We start from the raw sequence: 21,721 nt of genomic DNA on the forward strand, positions 1-21,721 counted from the left end.
GTATATTCCACGGCCGGCTGGGCGTGAAGCGGCCCCGCCGCCGCGGCCAGGCCGACGAAACCGGCGAGGGCACGACACGTCGAGATGCGCATGTGAGTTCCTCCGCTGCTGCGGAGACAACGGCGACGAACCCGGGTTTAATCCATTGAAGCGCGGTCAGCGCCGGCCGCGCCAGGGCTCGCAGGCGATGCCGTCATTGTCGCGGTCGAGCGCCGGGCGGTAGCCAGGCTGGCCGCGGTAGATGGGCGCGGCGCCCGCCGCGCGGGCGGCATCGCAATTCGGATAATAGACCAGCGAGCCGGGACGGCGCGGCTGGGCCTCCCGGCCAGGCTGGCTGTCGGCAGGACGGCGCTGCGCTTCGCCCGCCGCCGCCGAAGCGGCGACCAAAAGGATCAGTAGGAAGCTGCAAACGCGTTTCATGCCGGCAGATTAGGCCGATCCAGTTGCCGAAAGGTGGAGAGATTGCGCGAAAACGGAGGTTTCGCGTCTAGCCCAGCGCCTTCCTGAGCAGCTCGTTCACCACCTGAGGATTGGCTTTGCCGGCCATCGCCTTCATCACCTGGACGACGAAGAAGCCGAAGAGCTTGTCCTTGCCGCCGCGATATTCGGCGACCTTGTCTCCGTTGGCGGCCATGACCTCGGCGATCGCCGCCTCGATCGCGCCGGTGTCGCTGGTCTGCCTAAGGCCTCGCGCCTCGACGATCGCGGCCGGGTCCTCGTCGGTTTCGAGCATGATCTCGAAGACCTGCTTGGCGAGCGTCCCCGAGAGCGTGCCGTCGGCGGTGAGCTTGAGCAGCTCCGCCGCCTGGGCGGGGCTGACCGGGCTGTCCGCGATGTCTTTGCCCAGCCGGTTCAGCGCGCCGAACAGGTCGGAGATCACCCAGTTCGCGGCGCGCTGGGCGAAGGTGGCGTCACCCTTGCCGGCCGCGAGCAGTGCCTCGAACCAGCGCGCCGTCTCGACCTCGGCGGTGAGCACCGAGGCGTTGTAGGGGGTAAGCCCCAGCTCGGCCTCGTAGCGGCGGCGCTTGGCGTCGGGCAGCTCGGGGAGCGAGGCGCGGCAATCTTCCAGAAACGCTTCGTCGAGCTCGAGCGGGAGCAGGTCCGGATCGGGGAAGTAGCGGTAATCGTGCGCCTCCTCCTTGGAGCGCAGCGAGCGCGTCTCGACCTTGTCCGGATCGAACAGCCGGGTCTCCTGGACGATCGCGCCGCCATTTTCGATCAAGTCGACCTGGCGGTTCGCCTCATATTCGATCGTGGCCATGATGAAGCGGACCGAATTGACGTTCTTGGTCTCGGTCCGGGTGCCGAGCTCCCCGCCCGGGCGGCGCACGCTGACATTGACGTCGGCGCGCATCGAGCCCTGCTCCATATTGCCGTCGCACGAGCCGACGTAGCGCAGAATTGATCTCAGCTTGCGGACGTAAGCTCCTGCTTCCTCTGGGCTTCTCATGTCCGGCCGTGAGACGATCTCCATCAAGGCGACGCCGGAGCGGTTGAGATCGACATAGGACGAACTCGGATGCTGATCGTGCAGCATCTTGCCCGCATCCTGCTCGACATGGATGCGCTCGATGCCGATCGTGCGCGCCGAGCCCTCGTCCTTCTCGTCGAGCAATATCTCGATCTCGCCCTCGCCGACGAGCGGGTGGTAGAGCTGGCTGATCTGGTAGCCCTGAGGCAGGTCCGCGTAGAAATAGTTCTTCCGGTCGAAGCGCGACCAGGCGTTGATCTTGGCGTTTAAGGCCATGCCGGTGCGCACCGCCTGGCGGATGCACTCGCGGTTCGGCACGGGCAGCATCCCCGGCATCGCCGCGTCGACGAGGCTGACCTGGCTGTTCGGCTCGGCGCCGAATTCGGTCGAGGCGCCCGAGAAGAGCTTGGCCTTCGAAACCACCTGCGCGTGGACCTCGAGGCCGATCACAACCTCCCACTCGCCCGTGGCGCCCTGGATGCGATAATTGCTCACAGCCATTCGCACTCCAGCCCGCTCGTTTCCGCCATCCCACTGAACACCAGTTTCTCATGGTCCTCGACATGGACGACAACGATCCTGGTCCACGTCGTGTGCCGCGGGCTCATCGTGAGACGGAGTCCGGCATATTTATGCCCTGGCGTAGATACGGTGCCGCGCCAGCCTAGGACGCCGTCACCGATATCCGTCCCGCTCATCTCAATCCGAGCCTCGAACTGGTCGGCGAGCTTTCCATCAATCGCTTCTACGTAACCCCAGCCGTCGATGGGGTGAATCCACGTTCCGGGGGGCGCAGCCCAGGCAGGGTTGACCATAGAGAGCGCGCTCACCACCACGCCTCCGGCCGCGCGGTGAAGCCGGCGCGCTCCTCGATGGCGAGGCCGGCGTTGAGGACGTTCTGCTCGTCGAGCGCCTTGCCGACGATCTGCAGGCCCAAAGGCAGGCCCTGGCCGTCGAGGCCGGCGGGGACCGACATGGCGGGGAGGCCGGCGAGGCTGGCGGGCACGGCGAAGACGTCGTTCAGATACATGGCGATCGGATCGGCGCTCTTCTCGCCCAGCGCGAAGGCGGCGGAGGGCGCGGTCGGCGTGAGCAGCAGGTCGCAGCTCTCCCAGACCCGCTCGAAATCGCGCGCGATCAGGGCGCGGACCTTCTGCGCGCGGTTGAAATAGGCGTCGTAGAAGCCGGCCGAGAGCACATAGGTGCCGATCATGATCCGGCGCTTGACCTCCGGGCCGAAGCCGGCGGCGCGGGTCGCCTCGTACATGTCCTGCAGGCCGCCCTGATCGGGCTGGACGCGCAGGCCGTAGCGGACGCCGTCATAGCGGGCGAGGTTGGACGAGGCCTCGGCCGGGGCGATGATGTAATAGGTCGGCAGCGCATATTTGGTGTGCGGCAGCGAGACCTCGACGATCTCGGCGCCGGCATCCTCGAGCCAGTCGATACCCCGATCCCAGACCCGGCCGATTTCCTCAGGGACGCCGTCGATCCGATATTCCTTCGGGATGCCGACGCGTTTGCCCTTGATGTCAGCGCTGAGGTTGGCCTCCCACTTCGGCACGGGCAGGTCGAGCGAGGTCGAATCCTTCGGGTCGAAGCCGCTCATCGCCTCAAGCAGGATCGCGCAATCGCGGACGTCGCGCGCCATCGGCCCGGCCTGGTCGAGGCTCGAGGCGAAGGCGACGATGCCCCAGCGCGAGCAGCGGCCGTAGGTCGGCTTGATCCCCGAAATGCCGACGAAGGCGGCGGGCTGGCGGATCGAGCCGCCCGTGTCGGTCCCGGTCGCCCCGGGCGCGATCCGCGCCGCCACCGCCGCCGCCGAGCCGCCCGAGCTGCCGCCCGGAGCCAGCGGGGCGTTGCCGCCGTCGTTGCGCTTCCACGGCGAAATCACCGCGCCATAGCCGCTGGTCTCGTTCGACGAGCCCATCGCGAACTCGTCCATGTTGAGCTTGCCGAGCATCCCCGCGCCCGCTTCGAACAGCTTCGCGCTGACCGTCGATTCGTAGTTCGGGCGGAAGCCTTCGAGGATGCGGCTGCCGGCGGTGCTCTGCACGCCCTCGGTGCAGAACAGGTCCTTGATGCCGAGCGGAACGCCGGAGAGCGGCTTCAGCGCGCCATTCGCCCGCGCCGCGTCGGCGGCGTCGGCGGCGGCGAGCGCATGCTCGGGCGTCTCGACCACGAAGGCGTTGAGCCCCCGCGCCTTCTCAACCGCCGCGACATAGGCCTCCGCCGCTTCGCGCGCCGAAAAGGCACCGTCGCGAACCCCGTCGCGAAGCGCCGCGACCCCGAGATCGGTCAGCGCCGTCATACCCGCCCTCCCGTCATCCCGGCGCAGGCCGGGATCTCGGCACGAGAGGTCACGGCCAATCTCCATGAGGCCCCGGCCTTCGCCGGGGTGACGATATCGCGGAAGGTCATTCGATCACCTTGGGGACGGCGAAGAAGCCATGCTCGGCGGCGGGCGCGTTGGCGAGGACCTTGTCGCGGATCCCGCCGTCGGTGACGGCATCGTCGCGCAGGCGCAGGTGATTGGGGATCACCGCGGTCATCGGCGCGATGCCCTCCACGTCCACCTCCTGCAGCTGCTCGATCCAGCCGAGGATGTTGGACAGCTCGGGCGCCAACGCCGCGATCTCGGCGTCGCTGACCGCGATCCGGGCAAGCTTGGCGATATGGCGGACGGTATCGGTGTCGACGGACATGCTGGGCCGCTAGCACCGCCTGTCGCGGGCTTGCAAGCGAAGCCGCCTTCCGCTCTAGGTCGCGCGTGGCAACCAAACGCAGAAGCCCGGCGGGCTGCTTCCTCAAGATCGTCGCGGCGCTGATCGTCCTCTTCATCGCCGCCGCCTTCGCCTATCGCATCTTCGAAAAGGAGCTGATGCGCTGGGCGATGGTGCCGAGCGTCGAGTTCCGCGAGGTCGCGAATCCGGCAGGCGCGAGCTATGCGCAGGCGAATATGTGGATCGCCCGGCCCGACATCGCCGGCAATCCCTCGCTCTGGACACCCGAAGGCTTTCGTCCGGCCGCCGCGCCCCGGGCCTCGGTCTTCTTCGTCCACCCGACCAGCTTCCTCGAGCGAAGCGCCTGGAACGCGCCGGTGGACGACGAGGAATCGCAGCGCCGCGCCGCCCTGTTCGTGCGCAGCCAGGCGAGCGCGTTCAATTCGGTCGGCGCGATCTGGGCGCCCAAATATCGCCAGGCGACCTTCGGCGCCTTCCTGACGGACGCGGACAACGCCCGGCGCGCGCTCGATTTCGCTTATCGCGACGTGCTCGCTGCCTATGAGGCGTTCCTGCGGCAGGCGCCCGCCGACCGCCCGATCATCCTCGCCGCCCACAGCCAGGGCAGCCTGCATCTGATGCGGCTGCTGCAGGAGCGCCTCCGCGGCGCGCCGGAGGCGGAGCGGATCGTTGGCGCTTATGTCGTCGGCTGGCCGGTCTCGGAGAGCGCCGACATGCCGGCCATCCCCCTGCCCGGCTGCCGGACGGCGACGCAGGCGCGCTGCCTGCTCTCCTGGCAGAGCTTCTCCGAGCCAGCCGATCCGAGCCAGGTGACCGAGGTCTATGACGGCTCGGCCGGCCCGGGCGGCGCCAGCCGGAACGGCTCGACCATGGTCTGCACCAACCCGCTCACCGGGGCGGCGGGCGGCGCGGCGGGCGCGGACCGCAACCTCGGCACGCTCATCCCGAACGAGGATTTCAGCACCGCCGAGTTTCGCCGGGGCGCGGTGCCGGCGCGCTGCGGCCCGCGCGGATTGCTCCTGATCGGCGACAATGACGCGCTTCCCGAAATGGGCCCCTATGCGTTGCCCGGCAACAATTACCACGTCTACGATTACGCTTTGTTCTGGGCGAACGTCCGCGCCGATGCCGAGCGCCGGCTGGCGGCGTTTGAAGGCCGATGATCGCGTCCGACACCGCCGCCTTTCGCGCCACGCTCCCCGCGGGCGGGCGGCTGCTCGGCCTCGACGTCGGCACGAGGACGATCGGCACGGCTTTGTGCGATTCGCAGTGGACGATCGCGACTGCGGCGGAACTGATCCGGCGCACCAAATTCGCCAAGGATCTGGCCGCGCTCCGGGCGCTGGCCGAAGCGCTGCAAGTGAAGGGCCTCGTCGTCGGCCTGCCGCTCAACCTCGACGGCAGCGAGTCCCCACGCACCCAGTCGGTCCGCGCCTTCGCCCGCAATCTCGCGCCACTCGGCCTCCCCGTCCTGCTCTGGGACGAGCGCTGGTCGACCCAGGCGGTGACCCGCACCCTGATCGACGCCGACGCCAGCCGCGCCCGCCGCGCGGAACTCGTCGACAAGATGGCCGCCGCCTACATATTGCAGGGCGCGATCGACGCGCTGACCATGGCCTGATCCCCCCGACATTTGCCCGATTGCGCTTTGCCGCGAATCGGATAGCTTCCGCGCTCCATTCGGGAGGGGAATCTGACCATGAACATGCGATACATGGCCGGCGCGTTGTGCGCGTCGGCGCTCGTTTTGACGGCCTGCAACGTCCAGACCGGACCGGTCGGCGGCGGAAACACGCAGGCGCCGGCGAACAATGCGGCCCCGCAGCAGGCGACCGGCGGCGGCGCGCCGGGCGGCGGCGCAGCCCAGGGCAGCGGCGCGCCCAACGCCGAAGTCCAGGGCGAGGCCCGGCAGAATTTCACCGTCAACAACAATACCGGCCACATCGTCGTCACGCTCAACGTCTCGCCGTCGGACGAGGACAGCTGGGGCCCGGACATCCTCGGCCGCGACGTGCTCGCCGACGGCGAGTCCGCCGAGGTCACCTTCTCGCGCGGCGAATCGCAATGCCTGTGGGACATCCGCGCCACCTATGACGACGGCGACACGACCGACATTCGCGGCGTCAATCTCTGTCAGATTGCCGTCGTCAACCTGACGCCCTGAGTGGAAGGCTCAGAGCTGGCTCGACTGCGCCCGGGCTCGCGCCCGGGCGTTTTTTGTCTAGACTGGGCGCCACTTGGTGTTATAGAGATATAACACACCAGAGAGAGGCCCGTTCATGCGCATTCGTATCGCCACGCTTTTGCTCGCCGCCACCTGCCTCGCCGCGCCCGCCGCGGCCCAGCCTCAACCCGCCCCCGCCACCGCCGCGGAGCTGCCGCGCTATTCCGCCCGGCAGTTCTTCGAGACGACCAGCCATGCGATGGCCTCGCCCGACGGCATCGCCTTCTCGCGCGACGGGCGGAACCTGCTCGTCACCACCGACCGCAGCGGCGTCTTCAACGCCTACGCCCTGCCGGTCGCGGGCGGCGATCCGGTCCAGCTCACCACCTCGACCGACAACGCGATCCTCGGCCAGAGCTATTTCCCGAACGACGATCGCGTCCTCTACGTCGCCGATCAGGGCGGCAACGAGCTCCACCACGTCTACGTCCGCCTGCCCGACGGGACGGTGCGCGATCTGACGCCGGGCGAGCGGCACAAAGCGAGCTTCCTCGGCTGGAGCGCCGACGGCAGCCGCTTCTTCGTCAGCACGAACGAGCGCAATCCGCAGATGTTCGACGTCTATGCCTATGATTCGACCAGCTACGAGCGGGAGCTGATCTTCCAGAACGAGGGCTTCCTGATCGGCGACATCTCGAGAGATGGTCGCAACGTCGCCCTGATCCGCGCGATCAGCTCGGCGAACAGCGACGTCTATCTCGCCCAGGTCGGATCGAGCGAAGCGCCACGGCTGATCACCGAGCATCAGGGCAATGTCGCCTACGACGTCTACGGCTTCACGCCAGACGGCAGTGCCTTGATCTACGGCACCAACGAGACCAGCGAATTCGGCCAGGCCTGGCGCTACGACCTCGCCGGCGGCGCCAGGGCGCCGATGATCGCGGCGGACTGGACGTGATGTTCGTCATGCACTCGCCCTCGGGCCGCTACCGGGTCCACGCGGTCAACGCCGACGCCTCGACCCAGCTCACCATCACCGACACGCGCACCAATCGCCCGGTGACTCTCACCGGCGTGCCGGAAGGTGATCTCGGCGGCGTCCGCTTCAACCGCGACGAGACGATGATCGCGTTCACCGTCGCCTCGGACACCAGCCCCACCGACATTTTCGTCGCCGATCTCGCGAGTGGCGCGGCCCGGCGCCTGACCCGCTCGCTCAACCCGGCGATCGACGAGGCCCAGCTGGTCGACGGCAGCGTCGCCCGCTTCCGCTCCTATGACGGGGTCGAGGTGCCCGGCATCCTCTATCGCCCGCGCGAGGCGAGCGCGGCGAACCCGGTGCCGGCGATCGTCCTCGTCCATGGCGGGCCGGGCGGGCAGAGCCGGCGCGGCTACAGCGCCCTCGTCCAGCACCTCGTCAACAACGGCTATGCCGTCTACGCGATCAACAATCGCGGCTCGTCGGGCTACGGCAAGACCTTCTTCCACATGGACGACCGGCGCCACGGCGACGTCGACCTGCGCGACGTCGTCGCCTCGCGCGGCTGGCTCGAGGGGCAGGACTGGATCTCGGATCGGATCGCGGTGATGGGCGGCTCCTATGGCGGCTATATGACCGCCGCCGCGCTCGCCTTTCATCCCGAGACGTTCGACGCCGGCGTCAACATCTTCGGCGTCACCAACTGGGTGCGCACGCTCGAATCGATCCCGGCCTGGTGGGGCGCGCAGCGCACCGCTTTGTTCGACGAGATGGGCGATCCCGCCACCGACGCCGAGCGCCACCGCCGGATCTCGCCGCTCTTCCACGCCGCGAACATCCGCCGGCCGATGCTGGTCGTGCAGGGCGCCAATGATCCGCGCGTGCTCCAGGTCGAGAGCGACGAGCTGGTCGCCGCCGTCCGCGGCAACAATGTCCCGGTCGAATATGTCCTCTTCCCCGACGAGGGCCACGGCTTCCTGAGGAAGGAAAACCGGGTCACCGCTTCGGAGGCCTACCTCACCTTCCTCAACCAGCATCTGCGGAGGTAGCCGTCGTCCCGGCGCAGGCCGGGATCTCAGGGAGATTCGCCGAGACTTCTTGTCCCGAGATCCCGGCCTGTGCCGGGATGACGGTTGAGGTCATCGTCCGCGACCGCTAGAGCGCGGCTTTAATGTCCGCCGCGCTTTTCCCCCATCGCCATCTGCTCGGGATCGCGGGGCTTTCCGCCGCCGACATCGGCCTGATTCTCGACGAGGCCGAGGCCTGGGTCGCGTTCAACCGGGGCGCGCGCAAGGCGGACGATCGCTTGCGTGGCCTCACCCAGATCAACTCCTTCTTCGAAAATTCGACGCGCACCCTCTTCTCCTTCGAGATCGCCGGCAAGAGGCTCGGTGCGCAGGTATCGAGCTTCCACCCCGCCGCCTCCAGCGTGCGCAAGGGCGAGAGCCTGATCGATACCGCGCTGACCCTGAACGCGATGCGCCCGGACCTGCTCATCATCCGCCACGAGGCGAACGGCGCGGCCGCGGATGTCGCGGCGGTGATGGACTGCCCGGTGATCAACGCCGGCGACGGCCAGGGCGAGCACCCGACCCAGGCGCTGCTGGACGCCCTTACCATCCGCCGCCGCTTCGGCCGCATCGAGGGGCTGAAGGTCGCGATTTGCGGCGACATCGAGCACAGCCGGGTCGCCAACTCGAATTTGCGGTCGCTGCCCCTGCTCGGCGCCGAGGTGCGAATCGTCGCGCCACCCAGCCTGATGCCGGCGAGCCTGCCGGCCGGGATCCCGGCCTATGAGGATTTCGACGAGGGCCTCGCCGGCGCCGACGTCGTGATGGTGCTGCGCATCCAGAAAGAGCGGATGGAGGAGGATTTCCCCGACACGCTCCAGGATTATCACGCCCGCTACGGCCTCACTCGCGCTCGCCTCGCTCTGGCGGCGCCGCGGGCGGTCGTCATGCATCCCGGCCCGATGAACCGCGGCGTCGAGATCGACGGCGACGTCGCGGACGATCCCGAGCGCTCGGCGATCCTCGATCAGGTCGAATTGGGCGTCGCCGTCCGCATGGCCTGCCTCGATCTGCTCACCCGGGAACGGCGCGGCTGACGAATCGAAAGGGCGGCGGACCTTGGCCGATCCGCCGCCCTCCAGAGGGGACCTGACGAGGTCCGAAGCTTGTTCAGGCGTCGCGCGTGTTGCGGTCGGCGTAGCGGGCGGCCCAGCGGACCGAGGCGTCGCCCGCCGAGGAGCGGACGAAGCATTCGCCGCCCCGGGCGCGGAGCGAGCCGCAGAGGCTCTGCGCATCCTCATGGCTGGCGAAGCCCGCGATCGCGACGCGGTGCAGCGTGCGGCCGTCCATCTCGATCGTCGCGGCGAGCGGCGCATAAGGCGTCAGGCCGTAGCGCTGCTGGAACTCGACCCAGGCGGCCTCGGCATTGCCCTCGTTCGAGAAGGCGCCGAGCTGAACGACGAACTGGCTGTCGCCCATCCGCACCTCAGGCGCGGCGGCGGCAACAGGACGCGCGGCGGCGCGGCGAAAGACCGGCGCGGCGGGCAGCGAGACGGCGGCGGTGCGCATCACCGACGGCGCCGGGCGGTTCATCGCGCGCGCGGCGATCGCGGCCTGAACCTCTTCCTCAGTCGGCGCCGGAGCGGGCGGCACGTCGGAAGCGGGCGCGTAGGAGACGGGCGTGTAGGAGACGGGGGCGTAGGAAGCGGGCGCTTCCGCGGCGGCGACCTGGATCGGCGCGGCGGCGGGCAGGCCCCAATCTGTGTCGGGGCCGACCGCGGCGGCCTGAACCGGCGCCGCCGCCTCGGGCGCGGCGACGACGGGGGCCTCAACGGCGGCGACCTGGACCGGCGCGGGAGCCGGCCGCGAGAGCGCGAGCGCGACCGGCTGGCCGGGATCGGCGACAGGGCTGACCCCGAGCAAGGCGGCGACCTGGTTGGCGGCGGCGCCGGGGCGCGCGAAGGCGGCCCATTGCTCCAGCCGCGGCCCGACATCGGCCGGCGAAAGATCCTGCGAAGCGATCGCCCGGGCGCGGCGCCAATCGCCGGCGAGGGCATGAGCGAGCGCCAGATTCTGGCGAATACGGGGCGTCGCGCTCGGCGAGCGTGCGGCGGGCTCGAGGATCTCGATCGCCCGCTCGGGCGCCCCGGCCAAAGCCATGGCCAGGCCAACGTCGGCGGCCGAGGCGCGGCCGGCGAGAGTGTCGAGCTGGGCGATCGCCGCCTGCGGCCGGTCGAGCGCGATCTGCATCAGGGAAAAGCTCAGGCCGGCGCGCTGGTTCGACGGATCGAGCTCGAGCACGTCGCCATAAGTGGCGCGCGCGGATTCGAAACGGCCCTGCTTCAGATAGACGTCGGCGAGCAGCAACCGGTAGCCGGCGTCGCGCGGGCTCAGCGCCACCGCCTGCTCCATCGCGACACGCGCTTCCGAAACGCGGCCTTGCTGCAGGTCCCGACGGGCCTGGGCGAACAGCTCGCTCGACTGGCGGTCACCGGCCGCGGCCGCGCGACCCGGCATACCGGCCTGGCGCATCGCCTGCGACTGGGCAGTCGCGGCGACCATCGTTATGCTGATGATCATCGTCGACGCGGCGAACTTGAACGTAATCCTGTTCATCTCGGCCCCCTGGGATCAATTCTTCCTGGCGCCCTTGGCGGGCACGCGCGCCGCCAGCGCCTCGATTTCGGGAATGTCTGCCAGCATCGCATCGAGCGCACCCGCCACCAGCTGCTGCGCCGAGCGGCCAGTGACCGCGCAGGCGAGCCGCAGCCGCAAATGGCGCTCGGCGTCGAGCCGCAAGGTGAAGGCCGCCTTCTTGCCCACCGCGACCGGCTGGGCACGCTTGGGCAGCTTGACGATCTCGGCCGGGCTGCGCGGCGCGGGCGCCAGCTGCGCCTCGGCTTCGACAGCCTCGATCTCATCCTCGGCCTCGTCGAAGCTCTCGGCGATGGCGCGCTGCTGGGCAACGACCTCGGGCTCGCCGGACTTGGGCAGCGGCGTCAGCGCGGCGATCGAGCTCGGGACATGCTCCGGCTGTTCCGAAGTGAATTCCTCTTCCGCCGGGCCATGGCCCATGTCGTTCCAGCCCAGGTCCTCGAAGCCGCCCGTATAGCCCTGCGGGCGCATGGCGGGCTTGGCCGCGCCCTTGCGGGCGAGGAGGCCGGAGGAGAGCGAGGCGTAGGGGCGGGCTTCGTTCATCATGTCGCCCTCCCTCACTGGCCCAGCACACGCCGGCCGAAGCCGGGCTGCGGGCGGATCGCATAAGCGTGCGCGGCCGGACCCGCCGGAGCGGAGAAGACGGTGCGGCGGAAATTCGTCTCGAGCCGGTCGGCGATATAGTCCCACAGCTCCTCGACCTCGCGGCACGACTTGCCGTTGGGATCGACCTCCATCACCGTGCGGCCGTCGATCATCGAGGCGGCGAAATCGGTGCGCTGATGGATGGTGACCGGAGCGACGGTGCCGTGCTGCGACAGCGCGATCGCAGCCTCGAATGTGATCTTGGCCTTGGGCGTCGCCGCGTTGACGACGAAGATGAGCGGCTTGCCCGCCCGATCGCATAGATCGACCGTGGCGCCGACGGCGCGGAGGTCGTGGGGGCTGGGGCGGGTCGGGATGACCACCAATTCGGCGACCTGAATAACGCTCTGTATCGCCATCGTAATCGCGGGCGGGGTGTCGATGACGGCGAGGCGGAAGCCCTGCTGCCGGAGCACCTCCAGGTCGGCGCCGAGGCGGGCGACCGTGGTCTGCGCGAAGGCGGGCATGTCGTCCGCGCGCTCGTTCCACCAATCGGCGAGCGAGCCTTGCGGATCGATATCGATCAGGCAGACGGGTCCATAGCCGGCGCGCTGCGCCTGCACCGCCAGATGGCCCGACAAGGTCGTCTTGCCCGAACCGCCCTTCTGAGAGGACAATGCCAGTACCCGCATGTAATTTCCCTCGAATTCCCCACGCTTGCGAAGCGGGTTTCCTCCAGCGAGACTAAAATCCGGTTAACAAAGGGACAGGGAAGCGCGGGCCGGGCCGGGCCGTGGGCGGCGGGCAAGACGCTGATTTCTATGCTAAGGTCGCCTTAAGCAATCGCCGCTAGAGCGAGAGGGACTATTCCGGTGGAGGGCAGTTCGAGATGACGACGAAGGGACGCCTGCTGGCGCTGGCCGCGGCGGGCGCGATCGCGGGCCTGGCCGTGCCGGCCTGGGCGCAGCCGAGCGTGCGCGCCGGCGTGGATGCCTGGGCGGCGGGCAATTACGAGGAGGCGATCCGCCAGTGGCGGCCGCTCGCCGACGCGGGCGACGCCGACGCGCAATTCAACCTTGCCCAGGCCTACAAGCTGGGCCGCGGCGTGCCGGTGAACAATAATCTCGCCGAGCAATGGTATGAGCGCGCCGCCCGCCAGGGCCACGAGCAGGCCGGCGCCAATCTCGGCCTGATTCTGTTCCAGAATGGCCGACGCCGCGATGCCATGCCCTATCTTCAGCGCGCCGCCGAGCGCGGCGACCCGCGTGCGCAATATGTCTATGGCACGGCGCTCTTCAACGGCGACGTCGTCGAGCGCGATTTCCCGCGCGCCTACGCGATGATGAGCCGCGCCGCCGCCGAGGGCCTGCCCCCGGCGATCCAGCAGTTGCGCGAGATGGAGCAGCATATCGGCGAAGCGGACCGCGCCCGCGGCACCGAGCTCGCCCAGGCGCTCGCCCACCGCGCGCCCGCCTCGGCCGAACCCGTAGTGACCGGTGCGGTGACCGCGCAGCCGCGTCCACCGCAGCCGCGCATCGCGACGACCGAGGTGCCGCCCTCTGCGCCGCCGCGCGCGCGCCCTGCACCGCCGCGCCAGGCGCCGCAGGTCGCCGAGGCACCGCGTCGCGCGCCACCCGCCCCCTCGGCCGGGCTGGCCACGCCGGGCGGCCGCTGGCGGATCCAGCTCGGCGCGTTCAGCAGCGAGGCCAATGCCCGCCGCGCCTGGAGCGCGGTCAGCGGGCGACTGCCGGGCCTGCAGCCGCATTATGTGCGCGCGGGCGCGGTGTTCCGGCTGCAGGCCGGGCCGCTCGCGAATCGCACCGCCGCGGACCGAGCCTGCGCCGCCGCGCGCCAGGCCTGCTTCCCGGTCGCCCCTTAACCGAAAATTTTCCGCGACAGGTTAGAGCCGTCTCGGAAGACTGAGGGCGGGTCATGGGGGCGTTGCGCAATCTTGACGGGCGGACAGGCATGGCGTCGCGCTGGCGGCGCCGGCGTATGTGCGTGCTGATCGCCGACGCCCCCGCGCCCGCCGCGCTCCGCGAGGTCACCGCGCGCGGCGCCTTCCTGGAGACCAATGCCCGCCCCGAAGTAGGAAGCGCGATCGTCCTCCAGCATCCCGACGCCGGCACGATCCGGGCGCTGGTCCGCGCGGTCGGCGACGAGGGCGTCGCGATCGGCTTCGATTATGGCGAGGCCTCCGTCGCCTTCGCGCTGGCGGCGATCGCCGCCGACATGAGCGCCCCGGCTTAATCCGCTACCCAGTCCGCCCGCCGATAGCCCTGCGCATAGAGCAAAGCGGTGAGATCGTTCGCCTCGATCCGCGCGTCAGCGACCGCCGTGAGCGCGGACTTGCCGTGATAAGCAACGCCCAACCCCGCCGCCTCGATCAGCGGAATGTCGTTGGCGCCATCGCCTACCGCTATGGTCTCGGCGAGGGAAATCCCCTGGCTTTCCGCCGTCTCGACCAGCGCCCGCCGCTTCGCCGCCGCGCCGACGATCGGCTTAGCCACCGTGCCGGCCAGCCGCCCGTCCGCAATCACCAGCTCGTTGGCCACAGCGGCGTCGAAGCCGATCGCCGCCGCCACCGGTTCGGCGAAGCGGGTGAAACCGCCCGAGACGAGCAACGTATAAGCGCCGTGCGCGCGCATCGTTTGCACTAGGGTCCGCGCGCCCGGGGTGAGCCGCACCCGCTCGTCGCGGCAGCGGTCGATCACCCCCTCGTCCATCTCCCGCAGCAGCGCCACGCGCGCGTCGAGCGCCGCCTCGAAGTCCAGCTCGCCCCGCATCGCCTGCTCGGTCACGGCGGCGACCTCGGCCTTGAGCCCGGCATAATCGGCAAGCTCATCGATGCATTCGACGCTGATCATCGTCGAATCCATGTCGGCGACCAGCAGCCGCTTATGCCGCCCCTCCCGCCGCTGCACGACGACGTCGACGCCGGGCAGCAGGCCCTCCAAAGTGTTCGGCGCGTTGCCCGGAGCATCGCCGAGAAGGAGATCGCAGGCGCTGCCCTCCTCGACCCATTCCGCCTCCGCCGCGCGCCCGAGCGCATCGCGCGCGGCGGAAATGTCTCCGCGCGCCAGCCGATCCGCTGCTATCAGGGTCGCGATGAACATGGGGTCCCCGTAAAAGCCGCCGCTCGCGCTTATCGCGGGACCTACGGCGAGCGGCAAGTCGACGCTCGCTTTGGCGCTGGCGGAGCGCGCCGACGGCATCGTGATCAACGCCGACAGCGCCCAAGTCTATCGCGACCTTTGCATCGTCTCGGCCCGGCCGACGCCCGAGGACGAGGCGCGGGCGCCACACCGCCTCTACGGCTATCGCGATGGTGCCGACGCCTGCTCCGCGGCGGACTGGGCGGCGGACGCCAAAGCGGAGATCGCGGCGGCCCACGAGACGGGCCGCCTGCCGATCCTCGCCGGCGGCACCGGCCTCTATCTGCGTGCGCTCCTCGACGGCATCGCGCCCGTGCCGGAGATCGATCCCGCCGTGCGCAGGGCGGTCCGCGCGCTTCCCGTCGCCGAAGCGCATGCGGCGCTGGCGCGCGAAGACCCGGAAGCGGCAGCCCGGATTCGCCCGGCCGACACCACCCGCACCGCCCGCGCCCTCGAGGTCGTCCGCTCGACGGGACGCACACTCAAATCCTGGCAGGCGGAGAAGGTGGGCGGGATTGGCGAGGCGATCGCACTTGCCCCCCTCATCCTCCTGCCGCCGCGTGCCTGGCTTTACGCCCGCTGCGACGATCGGTTTGAAGAAATGATGTCGGCGGAAGGGATTGAGGAGGTTCGCTCACTTCTGGAGCGAAGATTGCCGCTGCTGGCGCCGGTGATGCGGGCGATCGGGGTGCGTGAGATCGCCGCCTTCCTCGCCGGCGATTTGAGCCGGGCGGACGCGCTCGCCGCCGGCCAGGCCGCCACTCGGCAATATGCCAAGCGCCAATATACCTGGTTCCGCCGCCAGCCGCCCGCCGGCTGGCCGCGCTTCGAGGCGCCGCTCGATTGCGATGCGCTCCCCGATGCCCTAGCGCTGCTCGCCCGATGAAGGTCTATCGCGACAGCGACTGCGACATTGCCCTGATCCGCGGCAAGCGGGTCGCGATCGTCGGCTACGGCAATCAGGGCCGCGCCCAGGCGCTCAACCTCCGCGACAGCGGCGTGAGCGTGACCATCGCGCTCCCCCCGGAATCCGGTTCGCGCGAAAGAGCGAAGGCCGACGGCTTTGACGTCATGACGGCAAAAGAGGCGGCGGCGGCGGGCGCCGATCTCGCCGTCCTCCTCGCCGCCGACGAGGATCATGGCCGCATCTACGCCGAGGAACTCGCGCCCAACCTTCGCGAGGGCGCGGCACTGAGCTTCGCCCACGGTCTTTCGATCCGCTTCGGCCTGGTCGCGCCCCGCCCCGATCTCGACATCTTCCTCGTCGCCCCCAAGGGGCCCGGCACCGCGCTCCGCGCCGATTTCGAGCGCGGTTCGGGCCTGATCTCGCTCTTCGCCGTCCACCAGGATGCGAGCGGCGGCGGCGAAGCGCTCGCCTTATCTTACGCCGCGGCGATCGGCAGCGGTCGGGTCGGCATTCTCCCCACCAGCTTCGCCGAGGAGAGCGAAGCGGACCTGTTCAACGAGCAGGCGGTGCTCTGGGGCGCGATCCCCGAGCTGATCCATGCCGGCTTCGAGACGCTCGTCGAGGCCGGCTTCTCACCAGAAATCGCTTATTTCGAATGCCTGACCGAGGTGAAGCTGCTCGCCGATCTCATCTACGAGCGGGGCATCGCCGGCATGCGCGAGGCGATCTCCAACACCGCCGAGTTCGGCGCGCTCAAGGGCGGCAGCCGGATCGTCACCGCCGACACCCGCACCGAGATGCGCCGCATCCTGCGCGAGGTCCGCGCCGGCCATTTCACCCGCGAGCTGATCGCCGACGCCGAGGCCGGCTATCCCCGCCTCAGGGCCTCGCGCGAAGCCGCCAGCGCCCACCCGATCGAGGCGGTCCGTGCCCGTCTCCTCTCGCTCGCGAATGGGGATGACGGGCGATGAGCGACACCTCGATCTGGGACCGCTACTGGCAGTTCGACCGCATCGCTTCCTGCTTCGACGAGGCGGGCGCGCGCAATTACGACGAGGCGGTGGCAGCCGGCTGGCAGGACTTTTTCGAAAGCCTGCCGGCTGGCACCGCGATCCTCGATCTGTGCACCGGCAACGGAGCAATCGCGATCATCGCCGCCGAAACCTCCCGGAATCTTGACCGCGGCTTCGCCGTCGCCGCCGTCGACCGCGCCGCGATCGATCCGCGGCGCTATGTCACCCGCCACCGCCAGGCGCTTGCCGCGATCGACTTCCGCCCGGGCATCGATGCCGTCGCTTTGCCCTTCGCCGATCGCAGCTTCGGCGCGGTCGTCAGCCAATATGGCATTGAATATACCGATCTGCCCCGCGCCGCGGCCGAGCTGGCGCGTGTCGTCGCGCCGGAGGGCCGCGTTCGCCTCGTCGTCCATGCCGCCGAGGGCAAGGTCGCCGAGGTGTCGCGCCGCGCCATCGCGGAGACCGATTTCCTCCTCGAAGAGGCCCAGCTCTCCGATGCGGCGCGCGCCTGCTTCGTCGCGACCGCGACAGCGGAACGGACCTCGCCCGGCTCACCGGACGACCGGGCGATCGCCCGCGTGCGGCTTGCCGCCTTCGAGGGAGCTCTCCGCCGGGTCGGCGAACGCATTCCCACCGCGTCCGATCCGGCGAACCTGCGCAATGCCGGCGCTATCCTGCTCGACGCGTTCAACCGGCGCGGCGCGCTTTCCCTCGAGGAGCTGATCGCCGTCGCCGATCGCGTGAAGACCGAGAACGAGGCCCATCGCGGCCGCCTTGCGGCCCTCGTCGCCGCCGCGCTCAGCGCCGAGCAGGCGGGGGACCTCGCCGCGCGCCTCCGCCGGCATGGCGCGGCAACCGCCGCCGCGACGCCGCTGCGCGCCGGGGACGCCCTGATCGGGCATGTGATCGAGGCGCGCTTCTAGCTGCGGCCGTATCTCGCCGTGATCTCATCCCATTGTGATAAAAGGCAAAATGGTCTAAATGTCCGACGCGTGAGCTATGCTGCGCGATCACACCGTGACCGGCTGGGCGCCGCGCTGCCCGCGGCGCTCGTCCATGCCCTACTCCTCTACGCGCTGGTCGCGGGGCTCCGCGTGGGCGCCCCGCCGCCGCTGCCGGACCGGCTGCAGCGCGTCGAGCTCCTGACCTTGCCGCCGGAAATGCCGCAGCCCGAACCGCCGCCCCAATCGCAGACGAGCGACGACCCGCGCCCGGCCGCCGCGCCGCGCGAGGAAGGCGCCGCCTCGCCGCCCAATCTGCGCTCGCGCGCCACCGAAATCGTCGCGCCCGAGCCCGTGATCGTCCTGCCCCCGGTCTCGCCGGCCGTCACGAGTCCCGTTGCCGGGCCCGGCGCCGACCCGTCGACCGGCAATGCCGACATCGCCGGCCCCGGCACGGGCAGCGGCGGCTTCGGCTCCGGCTCCGGACGCGGCGGCCGCGGCGCAGGGGGAGGCGGCGGAGGCGGAGGCGGACGCCCGCCGCGCCACCTCAGCGGCTCCCTGAGCAATTCCGATTACCCGGCCGGGGTGGGCGAAGCGGGGATCGGCGGCACCGTCTCCGTCCTCTACGCGGTCGAGGTGGACGGGCGCGTCAGTGATTGCCGGGTGACCCGCTCCAGCGGCAGCCGTCTCCTCGACGAAACCACCTGCCGCCTGATCGAGCGCCGCTTCCGCTTCGCCCCGGCCCGCGACCGCCAGGGCCGCCCGGTCCGTTCGCGGATCGAGGAGAATCACAGCTGGATCGTCGAGGATGTGGATGGGCCGCGGCGCCGAGGGCGATGGAGCTGGTAGCCGCTATTTCCGCCCGAACAGTTTCTCGATGTCACCATGGGCGAGCTTTACCCAGGTCGGGCGGCCGTGATTGCACTGGCCGCTGTGCGGCGTGACCTCCATCTCGCGCAGGAGGGCGTTCATCTCGGCGACCGAGAGGATACGGCCGGCGCGGACCGAGCCGTGGCAGGCCATGGTCGCGGCGACGAGGTCGATCTTCTCCTTGAGGCTCAGCGCCGAATCGAAGGCGGCGAGCTCGTCGGCGAGGTCGGCGACCAGACCCCTGACGTCGCCCGCGCCGAGCATTGCCGGGGTCGCCCGCACGAGGATCGCGCGCGGCCCGAACCGCTCCAGCTCGAGCCCCATCTCGGCCAGTTCCGCGAGCCGGGCCTCGATCCGGTCGCAGGCCGGCTCGTCCAGTTCGACCACTTCCGGCAGGAGGAGCGCCTGGCGCGCGACGCCCCCATTCGCCATCGCCCGGCGCATCCGCTCGAGCACCAGCCGCTCGTGCGCGGCATGCTGGTCGACGAGGACCAGCCCGTCCTCGGCCTCCGCGACGATATAGGTCGCGGCGACCTGCCCCCGGGCAACGCCCAGCGGGAAGGATTGCCCCCGGGGTACCGTCTCGACGGCGGCCTCGGCGCGCGCTTCGGGCGCATAGTCGCGGTGCCGGTCCCAGACCGCGTCCTGGCCCGGCGTCGGCGGCGGAAAGCTGGGCGACCGCACCGGTTCCGCCGTCCAATTCCCCAGCGCCGAGACGCTCGGCCTTTGGGCGCTGCGATGGCCAGCCGCGTCGAGGGCGTGGCGGAGGCCGCCGACGATCAGGCCGCGGATATTGCCCGGATCGCGGAAGCGGACCTCGGTCTTGGCCGGGTGGACGTTGACGTCGACCTCGCCGCCGGGCAGCTCGATGAACAGAGCGAGCACCGGATGGCGGTCGCGGGCGAGCAGATCCTGATAGGCGGCGCGGACCGCACCGATCAGCAGCCGGTCCTTCACCGGGCGGCCGTTGACGAACAGATATTGGTGGTCGGCGACGCCGCGGTTGAAGGTCGGCAGGCCGGCGACGCCGCCCAGCCGGGCGTCCCCGCGCGCATATTCGATGGCGAGGCTGTTCTCGGCCAGCTCGCTCGTGGTCAGCGCCGCGACCCGCGCCGGTCGCTCCTCGCCCGGCCCCACCGAAAGGGTCCGACGCCCGTCATGCTCGAGGCTGAAGCCGATCTCCGGCCGTGCCATGGCGAGGCGCTTCACGACGTCGAGGCAGGCGGCATATTCGCTGCGCTCCGAGCGCAGGAACTTGCGCCGCGCCGGGACCTTGCCGAACAACTCCTCGACCGTGACCCGCGTCCCGGGCGGCAGCGCCGCCGGCCCGTCCTGAGCCAGCGCGCCATTGTCGATCGTCCGCGACCAGCCGTCCCGCCCACGCACCCGGCTCTCGATAGTCACCCGCGCAACGCTGGCGATCGAGGGCAGCGCCTCGCCGCGAAAGCCCAGGGTCGCGACCTCGTCGATCGAATCGGTCGGCAATTTGGAGGTCGCGTGCCGTTCCAGCGCCAGCGCGATCTCGTCCGCCGCCATGCCGCTGCCGTCGTCGGCGACCTCGATCCGAGCCGTGCCGCCACCGGCGAGGCTCACCGCGATCCGCGTCGCGCCCGCGTCGATCGCGTTCTCGATCAGCTCCTTCAACGCGCTGGCCGGTCTTTCCACCACTTCACCGGCGGCGATCCGGTTGACGAGATGCTCGGGCAGGCGCCTTATTGACATGCTTCAGGCTCTATACGAAGCGGCGGCAAGCCGCGAGCCCGGGCCGCCATATCTTTGGTGGACCGGACGCGCGGGACCATCCTATAGACATGCCCTGGGGAAGGGCCAGGAATCCCTCGGCTTCCGCCCCACACCCCAAACGAGTTCAAGGCGATTATGTCCCTGTTCAATTTCTTCCGCTTTCCCTCGCACGACATGGCGATCGATCTCGGCACCGCCAATACCGTGGTCTACGTCCGCGGCCGCGGCGTCGTCCTGAACGAGCCATCGGTGGTCGCGATCGAGACGATCAACGGCGTCAAGCGCGTCAAGGCGGTCGGCGACGATGCCAAATTGATGATGGGCAAGACCCCCGACGCGATCGAGGCGATCCGCCCGCTCAGGGACGGCGTGATCGCGGACATCGACGTCGCCGAGCAGATGATCAAGCATTTCATCCAGAAGGTGCACGGCCGGCGCCGCTTCCCGCGCTGGCCGGAAATCGTGATCTGCGTCCCCTCCGGCTCGACCAGCGTCGAGCGCCGCGCGATTCGCGACGCCGCCTCCAACGCCGGCGCCCGCCAGGTTTATCTGATCGAGGAGCCGATGGCCGCGGCGATCGGCGCCGACATGCCGGTCACCGAGCCGATCGGCTCGATGGTCGTCGATATCGGCGGCGGCACCACCGAGGTCGCCGTGCTCAGCCTGCGCGGCCTCGCCTACACGACCAGCGTCCGGGTCGGCGGCGACAAGATGGACGAGGCGATCAGCTCCTACGTCCGCCGCAATCACAATCTCCTGATCGGCGAGGCGACGGCGGAGCGGATCAAGAAGCAGGTCGGCATCGCTAAGCCCCCGGCGGGCGGCGCCGACGGCGAGACCGTCCACATCAAGGGCCGCGACCTCGTCAACGGCGTGCCCAAGGAGATCATGATCAACCAGCGCCAGATCGCCGAGGCGCTCTCCGAGCCGGTCGGCACAATCGTCGAGGGGGTGCGGATCGCGCTCGAGAACACCGCGCCGGAGCTCGCCGCCGACATCGTCGACCAAGGCATCGTGCTGACCGGCGGCGGCGCTCTGCTCAAGGGCCTCGACGAAGTGCTGCGCGACGAAACCGGCCTGCCCGTCACCGTGGCCGACGACCCCCTGACCTGCGTCGCGCTTGGCACCGGCCGCGCGATGGAGGAGGAAGTCTTCCGCGGCGTGCTGCAGACCGCCTGAGGCGGGCTCGGGGGTCGCATGGCGCCGCCCGCCAAACGGCGTCTCGGATTTTCCCGCCGGGCGCAATACGGCCTGTTCCTCGGCTATGTCGTGGCGATCGCCGGCATCCTGGTCGCGCTTCTCATGCTTACCATCTCGATCATCGATCCGCGCGGCTATGCGGCGATCCGCGGCGCCGCGCTCGACGTCACCGCCCCGGTCAGCTCGGGCGGGCGGAGCGTGGTCGGCTTCTTCACCGGCATCGGCGGCGCGATCGGCGACTATTTCCGCGCTGGCTCGCAAAATGCCGAGCTCCGCCAGGAACT

23 protein-coding genes and 1 pseudogene are annotated in these 21,721 nt (G+C 69.9%); 14 read left to right on the plus strand and 10 right to left on the minus strand.

Going from position 1 to position 21,721, the window contains the following annotated elements; all coding sequences use genetic code 11:
* Positions 1-156: 156 nt before the first annotated feature.
* The 5 genes from ACT4N8_RS02865 to gatC all read right to left on the minus strand — a co-directional run bounded on the left by ACT4N8_RS02865 (position 157) and on the right by gatC (position 4,173).
* Positions 157-420, minus strand: coding sequence for an excalibur calcium-binding domain-containing protein (locus ACT4N8_RS02865; RefSeq protein WP_444856630.1), 264 nt, complete (start codon positions 418-420; stop codon positions 157-159).
* A gap of 67 nt (positions 421-487) precedes the next feature.
* Positions 488-1,972: an Asp-tRNA(Asn)/Glu-tRNA(Gln) amidotransferase subunit GatB gene (gene gatB, locus ACT4N8_RS02870; protein ID WP_444856631.1), complete on the minus strand. Its 1,485-nt coding sequence runs from the start codon at positions 1,970-1,972 to the stop codon at positions 488-490.
* Positions 1,963-2,301, minus strand: coding sequence for a hypothetical protein (locus tag ACT4N8_RS02875; RefSeq protein ID WP_444856632.1), 339 nt, complete (start codon positions 2,299-2,301; stop codon positions 1,963-1,965). The genes gatB and ACT4N8_RS02875 overlap by 10 nt, the downstream gene beginning before the upstream one ends.
* Complete coding sequence (gatA, locus tag ACT4N8_RS02880) at positions 2,298-3,779, minus strand: Asp-tRNA(Asn)/Glu-tRNA(Gln) amidotransferase subunit GatA (protein WP_444856633.1); 1,482 nt, start codon at positions 3,777-3,779, stop codon at positions 2,298-2,300. Before gatA ends, ACT4N8_RS02875 begins: the two co-directional genes overlap by 4 nt.
* Positions 3,780-3,885: 106 nt before the next feature.
* Positions 3,886-4,173, minus strand: coding sequence for an Asp-tRNA(Asn)/Glu-tRNA(Gln) amidotransferase subunit GatC (gene gatC, locus ACT4N8_RS02885; protein ID WP_444856634.1), 288 nt, complete (start codon positions 4,171-4,173; stop codon positions 3,886-3,888).
* Between the two features lie 65 nt (positions 4,174-4,238).
* Here gatC and ACT4N8_RS02890 point away from each other — a divergent pair, with 65 nt between their 5' ends.
* The 6 genes from ACT4N8_RS02890 to ACT4N8_RS02915 all read left to right on the plus strand — a co-directional run bounded on the left by ACT4N8_RS02890 (position 4,239) and on the right by ACT4N8_RS02915 (position 9,462).
* A complete protein-coding gene (locus ACT4N8_RS02890; RefSeq protein ID WP_444856635.1) occupies positions 4,239-5,375 on the plus strand; it encodes a DUF3089 domain-containing protein in 1,137 nt (378 codons plus the stop codon).
* The gene (ruvX, locus tag ACT4N8_RS02895; protein WP_444856636.1) at positions 5,372-5,833 is read left to right on the plus strand and encodes a Holliday junction resolvase RuvX; all 462 of its coding nucleotides are present in this window, start codon (positions 5,372-5,374) and stop codon (positions 5,831-5,833) included. Before ACT4N8_RS02890 ends, ruvX begins: the two co-directional genes overlap by 4 nt.
* A 78-nt stretch (positions 5,834-5,911) precedes the next feature.
* Positions 5,912-6,376, plus strand: coding sequence for a hypothetical protein (locus tag ACT4N8_RS02900; RefSeq protein WP_444856637.1), 465 nt, complete (start codon positions 5,912-5,914; stop codon positions 6,374-6,376).
* Between the two features lie 115 nt (positions 6,377-6,491).
* The gene (locus ACT4N8_RS02905; protein ID WP_444856638.1) at positions 6,492-7,334 is read left to right on the plus strand and encodes a TolB family protein; all 843 of its coding nucleotides are present in this window, start codon (positions 6,492-6,494) and stop codon (positions 7,332-7,334) included.
* The gene (locus ACT4N8_RS02910; RefSeq protein ID WP_444856639.1) at positions 7,334-8,404 is read left to right on the plus strand and encodes an alpha/beta fold hydrolase; all 1,071 of its coding nucleotides are present in this window, start codon (positions 7,334-7,336) and stop codon (positions 8,402-8,404) included. Before ACT4N8_RS02905 ends, ACT4N8_RS02910 begins: the two co-directional genes overlap by 1 nt.
* A gap of 122 nt (positions 8,405-8,526) precedes the next feature.
* Entirely contained in the window at positions 8,527-9,462 is a 936-nt protein-coding gene (locus ACT4N8_RS02915; RefSeq protein ID WP_444856640.1) for an aspartate carbamoyltransferase catalytic subunit, read from the plus strand.
* 73 nt (positions 9,463-9,535) lie between these two features.
* Here the strand turns inward: ACT4N8_RS02915 and ACT4N8_RS02920 are convergent, their stop codons facing one another.
* From ACT4N8_RS02920 to ACT4N8_RS02930, 3 genes are read right to left on the minus strand one after another with little or no spacing between them, the layout of a single operon-like run.
* Positions 9,536-10,981 (minus strand): tetratricopeptide repeat protein, encoded by a 1,446-nt coding sequence (locus ACT4N8_RS02920; protein WP_444856641.1) that lies wholly within the window; start codon positions 10,979-10,981, stop codon positions 9,536-9,538.
* A 15-nt stretch (positions 10,982-10,996) separates the two neighbouring features.
* On the minus strand, positions 10,997-11,566 hold the full coding sequence (locus tag ACT4N8_RS02925) for a hypothetical protein (RefSeq protein ID WP_444856642.1): 570 nt from the start codon (positions 11,564-11,566) through the stop codon (positions 10,997-10,999).
* 11 nt (positions 11,567-11,577) lie between these two features.
* On the minus strand, positions 11,578-12,297 hold the full coding sequence (locus ACT4N8_RS02930; protein ID WP_444856643.1) for an AAA family ATPase: 720 nt from the start codon (positions 12,295-12,297) through the stop codon (positions 11,578-11,580).
* A 197-nt stretch (positions 12,298-12,494) separates the two neighbouring features.
* Here ACT4N8_RS02930 and ACT4N8_RS02935 point away from each other — a divergent pair, with 197 nt between their 5' ends.
* Together ACT4N8_RS02935 and ACT4N8_RS02940 are read left to right on the plus strand one after the other, a co-directional pair.
* Complete coding sequence (locus ACT4N8_RS02935) at positions 12,495-13,484, plus strand: SPOR domain-containing protein (protein WP_444856644.1); 990 nt, start codon at positions 12,495-12,497, stop codon at positions 13,482-13,484.
* Positions 13,485-13,573: 89 nt separating this feature from the next.
* The gene (locus ACT4N8_RS02940; RefSeq protein WP_444856645.1) at positions 13,574-13,855 is read left to right on the plus strand and encodes a hypothetical protein; all 282 of its coding nucleotides are present in this window, start codon (positions 13,574-13,576) and stop codon (positions 13,853-13,855) included.
* Here ACT4N8_RS02940 and serB read toward each other — a convergent pair.
* Positions 13,852-14,721 carry a phosphoserine phosphatase SerB gene (gene serB / locus ACT4N8_RS02945; RefSeq protein ID WP_444856646.1) on the minus strand — a complete coding sequence of 290 codons (870 nt, stop codon included), beginning with the start codon at positions 14,719-14,721 and terminating at the stop codon, positions 13,852-13,854. The two genes, ACT4N8_RS02940 and serB, sit on opposite strands and share 4 nt — an antisense overlap.
* Before the next feature lie 70 nt (positions 14,722-14,791).
* Here serB and miaA point away from each other — a divergent pair, with 70 nt between their 5' ends.
* The 4 genes from miaA (at position 14,792) to ACT4N8_RS02965 (ending at position 18,473) form a co-directional block, all read left to right on the plus strand.
* Positions 14,792-15,646, plus strand: a complete 855-nt coding sequence (gene miaA / locus ACT4N8_RS02950; RefSeq protein ID WP_444856647.1) for a tRNA (adenosine(37)-N6)-dimethylallyltransferase MiaA — start codon at positions 14,792-14,794, stop codon at positions 15,644-15,646.
* The gene (gene ilvC / locus ACT4N8_RS02955; RefSeq protein ID WP_444856648.1) at positions 15,643-16,638 is read left to right on the plus strand and encodes a ketol-acid reductoisomerase; all 996 of its coding nucleotides are present in this window, start codon (positions 15,643-15,645) and stop codon (positions 16,636-16,638) included. The genes miaA and ilvC overlap by 4 nt, the downstream gene beginning before the upstream one ends.
* Positions 16,635-17,606, plus strand: coding sequence for a class I SAM-dependent methyltransferase (locus ACT4N8_RS02960; protein ID WP_444856649.1), 972 nt, complete (start codon positions 16,635-16,637; stop codon positions 17,604-17,606). The genes ilvC and ACT4N8_RS02960 overlap by 4 nt, the downstream gene beginning before the upstream one ends.
* A gap of 69 nt (positions 17,607-17,675) precedes the next feature.
* On the plus strand, positions 17,676-18,473 hold the full coding sequence (locus tag ACT4N8_RS02965) for an energy transducer TonB (RefSeq protein WP_444856650.1): 798 nt from the start codon (positions 17,676-17,678) through the stop codon (positions 18,471-18,473).
* Positions 18,474-18,476: 3 nt separating this feature from the next.
* Here ACT4N8_RS02965 and mutL read toward each other — a convergent pair whose 3' ends face one another.
* On the minus strand, positions 18,477-20,216 hold the full coding sequence (gene mutL / locus ACT4N8_RS02970) for a DNA mismatch repair endonuclease MutL (protein ID WP_444856651.1): 1,740 nt from the start codon (positions 20,214-20,216) through the stop codon (positions 18,477-18,479).
* Positions 20,217-20,372: 156 nt separating this feature from the next.
* Here mutL and ACT4N8_RS02975 point away from each other — a divergent pair, with 156 nt between their 5' ends.
* Positions 20,373-21,416: a rod shape-determining protein gene (locus tag ACT4N8_RS02975; RefSeq protein ID WP_444856652.1), complete on the plus strand. Its 1,044-nt coding sequence runs from the start codon at positions 20,373-20,375 to the stop codon at positions 21,414-21,416.
* Positions 21,417-21,434: 18 nt separating this feature from the next.
* Positions 21,435-21,721, plus strand: a pseudogene (locus ACT4N8_RS02980) (rod shape-determining protein MreC); the annotation flags it as partial.

The organism is Sphingosinicella sp. (genome assembly GCF_052387495.1).
Taxonomy (GTDB): Bacteria; Pseudomonadota; Alphaproteobacteria; order Sphingomonadales; family Sphingomonadaceae; genus Allosphingosinicella.

What these genes read in the sequence shown, in the direction of transcription:
- ACT4N8_RS02960 (WP_444856649.1), top strand. Translation starts at nt 16,635, where the DNA reads ATGAGCGACACCTCGATCTGGGACCGCTACTGGCAGTTCGACCGCATC.
- ruvX (WP_444856636.1), top strand. Translation starts at nt 5,372, where the DNA reads ATGATCGCGTCCGACACCGCCGCCTTTCGCGCCACGCTCCCCGCGGGC.
- ACT4N8_RS02900 (WP_444856637.1), top strand. Translation starts at nt 5,912, where the DNA reads ATGAACATGCGATACATGGCCGGCGCGTTGTGCGCGTCGGCGCTCGTT.
- ACT4N8_RS02905 (WP_444856638.1), top strand. Translation starts at nt 6,492, where the DNA reads ATGCGCATTCGTATCGCCACGCTTTTGCTCGCCGCCACCTGCCTCGCC.
- ACT4N8_RS02975 (WP_444856652.1), top strand. Translation starts at nt 20,373, where the DNA reads ATGTCCCTGTTCAATTTCTTCCGCTTTCCCTCGCACGACATGGCGATC.
- ACT4N8_RS02930 (WP_444856643.1), bottom strand. Translation starts at nt 12,297, where the DNA reads ATGCGGGTACTGGCATTGTCCTCTCAGAAGGGCGGTTCGGGCAAGACG.
- ACT4N8_RS02940 (WP_444856645.1), top strand. Translation starts at nt 13,574, where the DNA reads ATGGCGTCGCGCTGGCGGCGCCGGCGTATGTGCGTGCTGATCGCCGAC.
- serB (WP_444856646.1), bottom strand. Translation starts at nt 14,721, where the DNA reads ATGTTCATCGCGACCCTGATAGCAGCGGATCGGCTGGCGCGCGGAGAC.
- ACT4N8_RS02910 (WP_444856639.1), top strand. Translation starts at nt 7,334, where the DNA reads ATGTTCGTCATGCACTCGCCCTCGGGCCGCTACCGGGTCCACGCGGTC.
- ACT4N8_RS02925 (WP_444856642.1), bottom strand. Translation starts at nt 11,566, where the DNA reads ATGATGAACGAAGCCCGCCCCTACGCCTCGCTCTCCTCCGGCCTCCTC.
- mutL (WP_444856651.1), bottom strand. Translation starts at nt 20,216, where the DNA reads ATGTCAATAAGGCGCCTGCCCGAGCATCTCGTCAACCGGATCGCCGCC.
- ACT4N8_RS02915 (WP_444856640.1), top strand. Translation starts at nt 8,527, where the DNA reads ATGTCCGCCGCGCTTTTCCCCCATCGCCATCTGCTCGGGATCGCGGGG.
- gatA (WP_444856633.1), bottom strand. Translation starts at nt 3,779, where the DNA reads ATGACGGCGCTGACCGATCTCGGGGTCGCGGCGCTTCGCGACGGGGTT.
- gatC (WP_444856634.1), bottom strand. Translation starts at nt 4,173, where the DNA reads ATGTCCGTCGACACCGATACCGTCCGCCATATCGCCAAGCTTGCCCGG.
- ilvC (WP_444856648.1), top strand. Translation starts at nt 15,643, where the DNA reads ATGAAGGTCTATCGCGACAGCGACTGCGACATTGCCCTGATCCGCGGC.
- gatB (WP_444856631.1), bottom strand. Translation starts at nt 1,972, where the DNA reads ATGGCTGTGAGCAATTATCGCATCCAGGGCGCCACGGGCGAGTGGGAG.
- ACT4N8_RS02935 (WP_444856644.1), top strand. Translation starts at nt 12,495, where the DNA reads ATGACGACGAAGGGACGCCTGCTGGCGCTGGCCGCGGCGGGCGCGATC.
- ACT4N8_RS02920 (WP_444856641.1), bottom strand. Translation starts at nt 10,981, where the DNA reads ATGAACAGGATTACGTTCAAGTTCGCCGCGTCGACGATGATCATCAGC.
- ACT4N8_RS02865 (WP_444856630.1), bottom strand. Translation starts at nt 420, where the DNA reads ATGAAACGCGTTTGCAGCTTCCTACTGATCCTTTTGGTCGCCGCTTCG.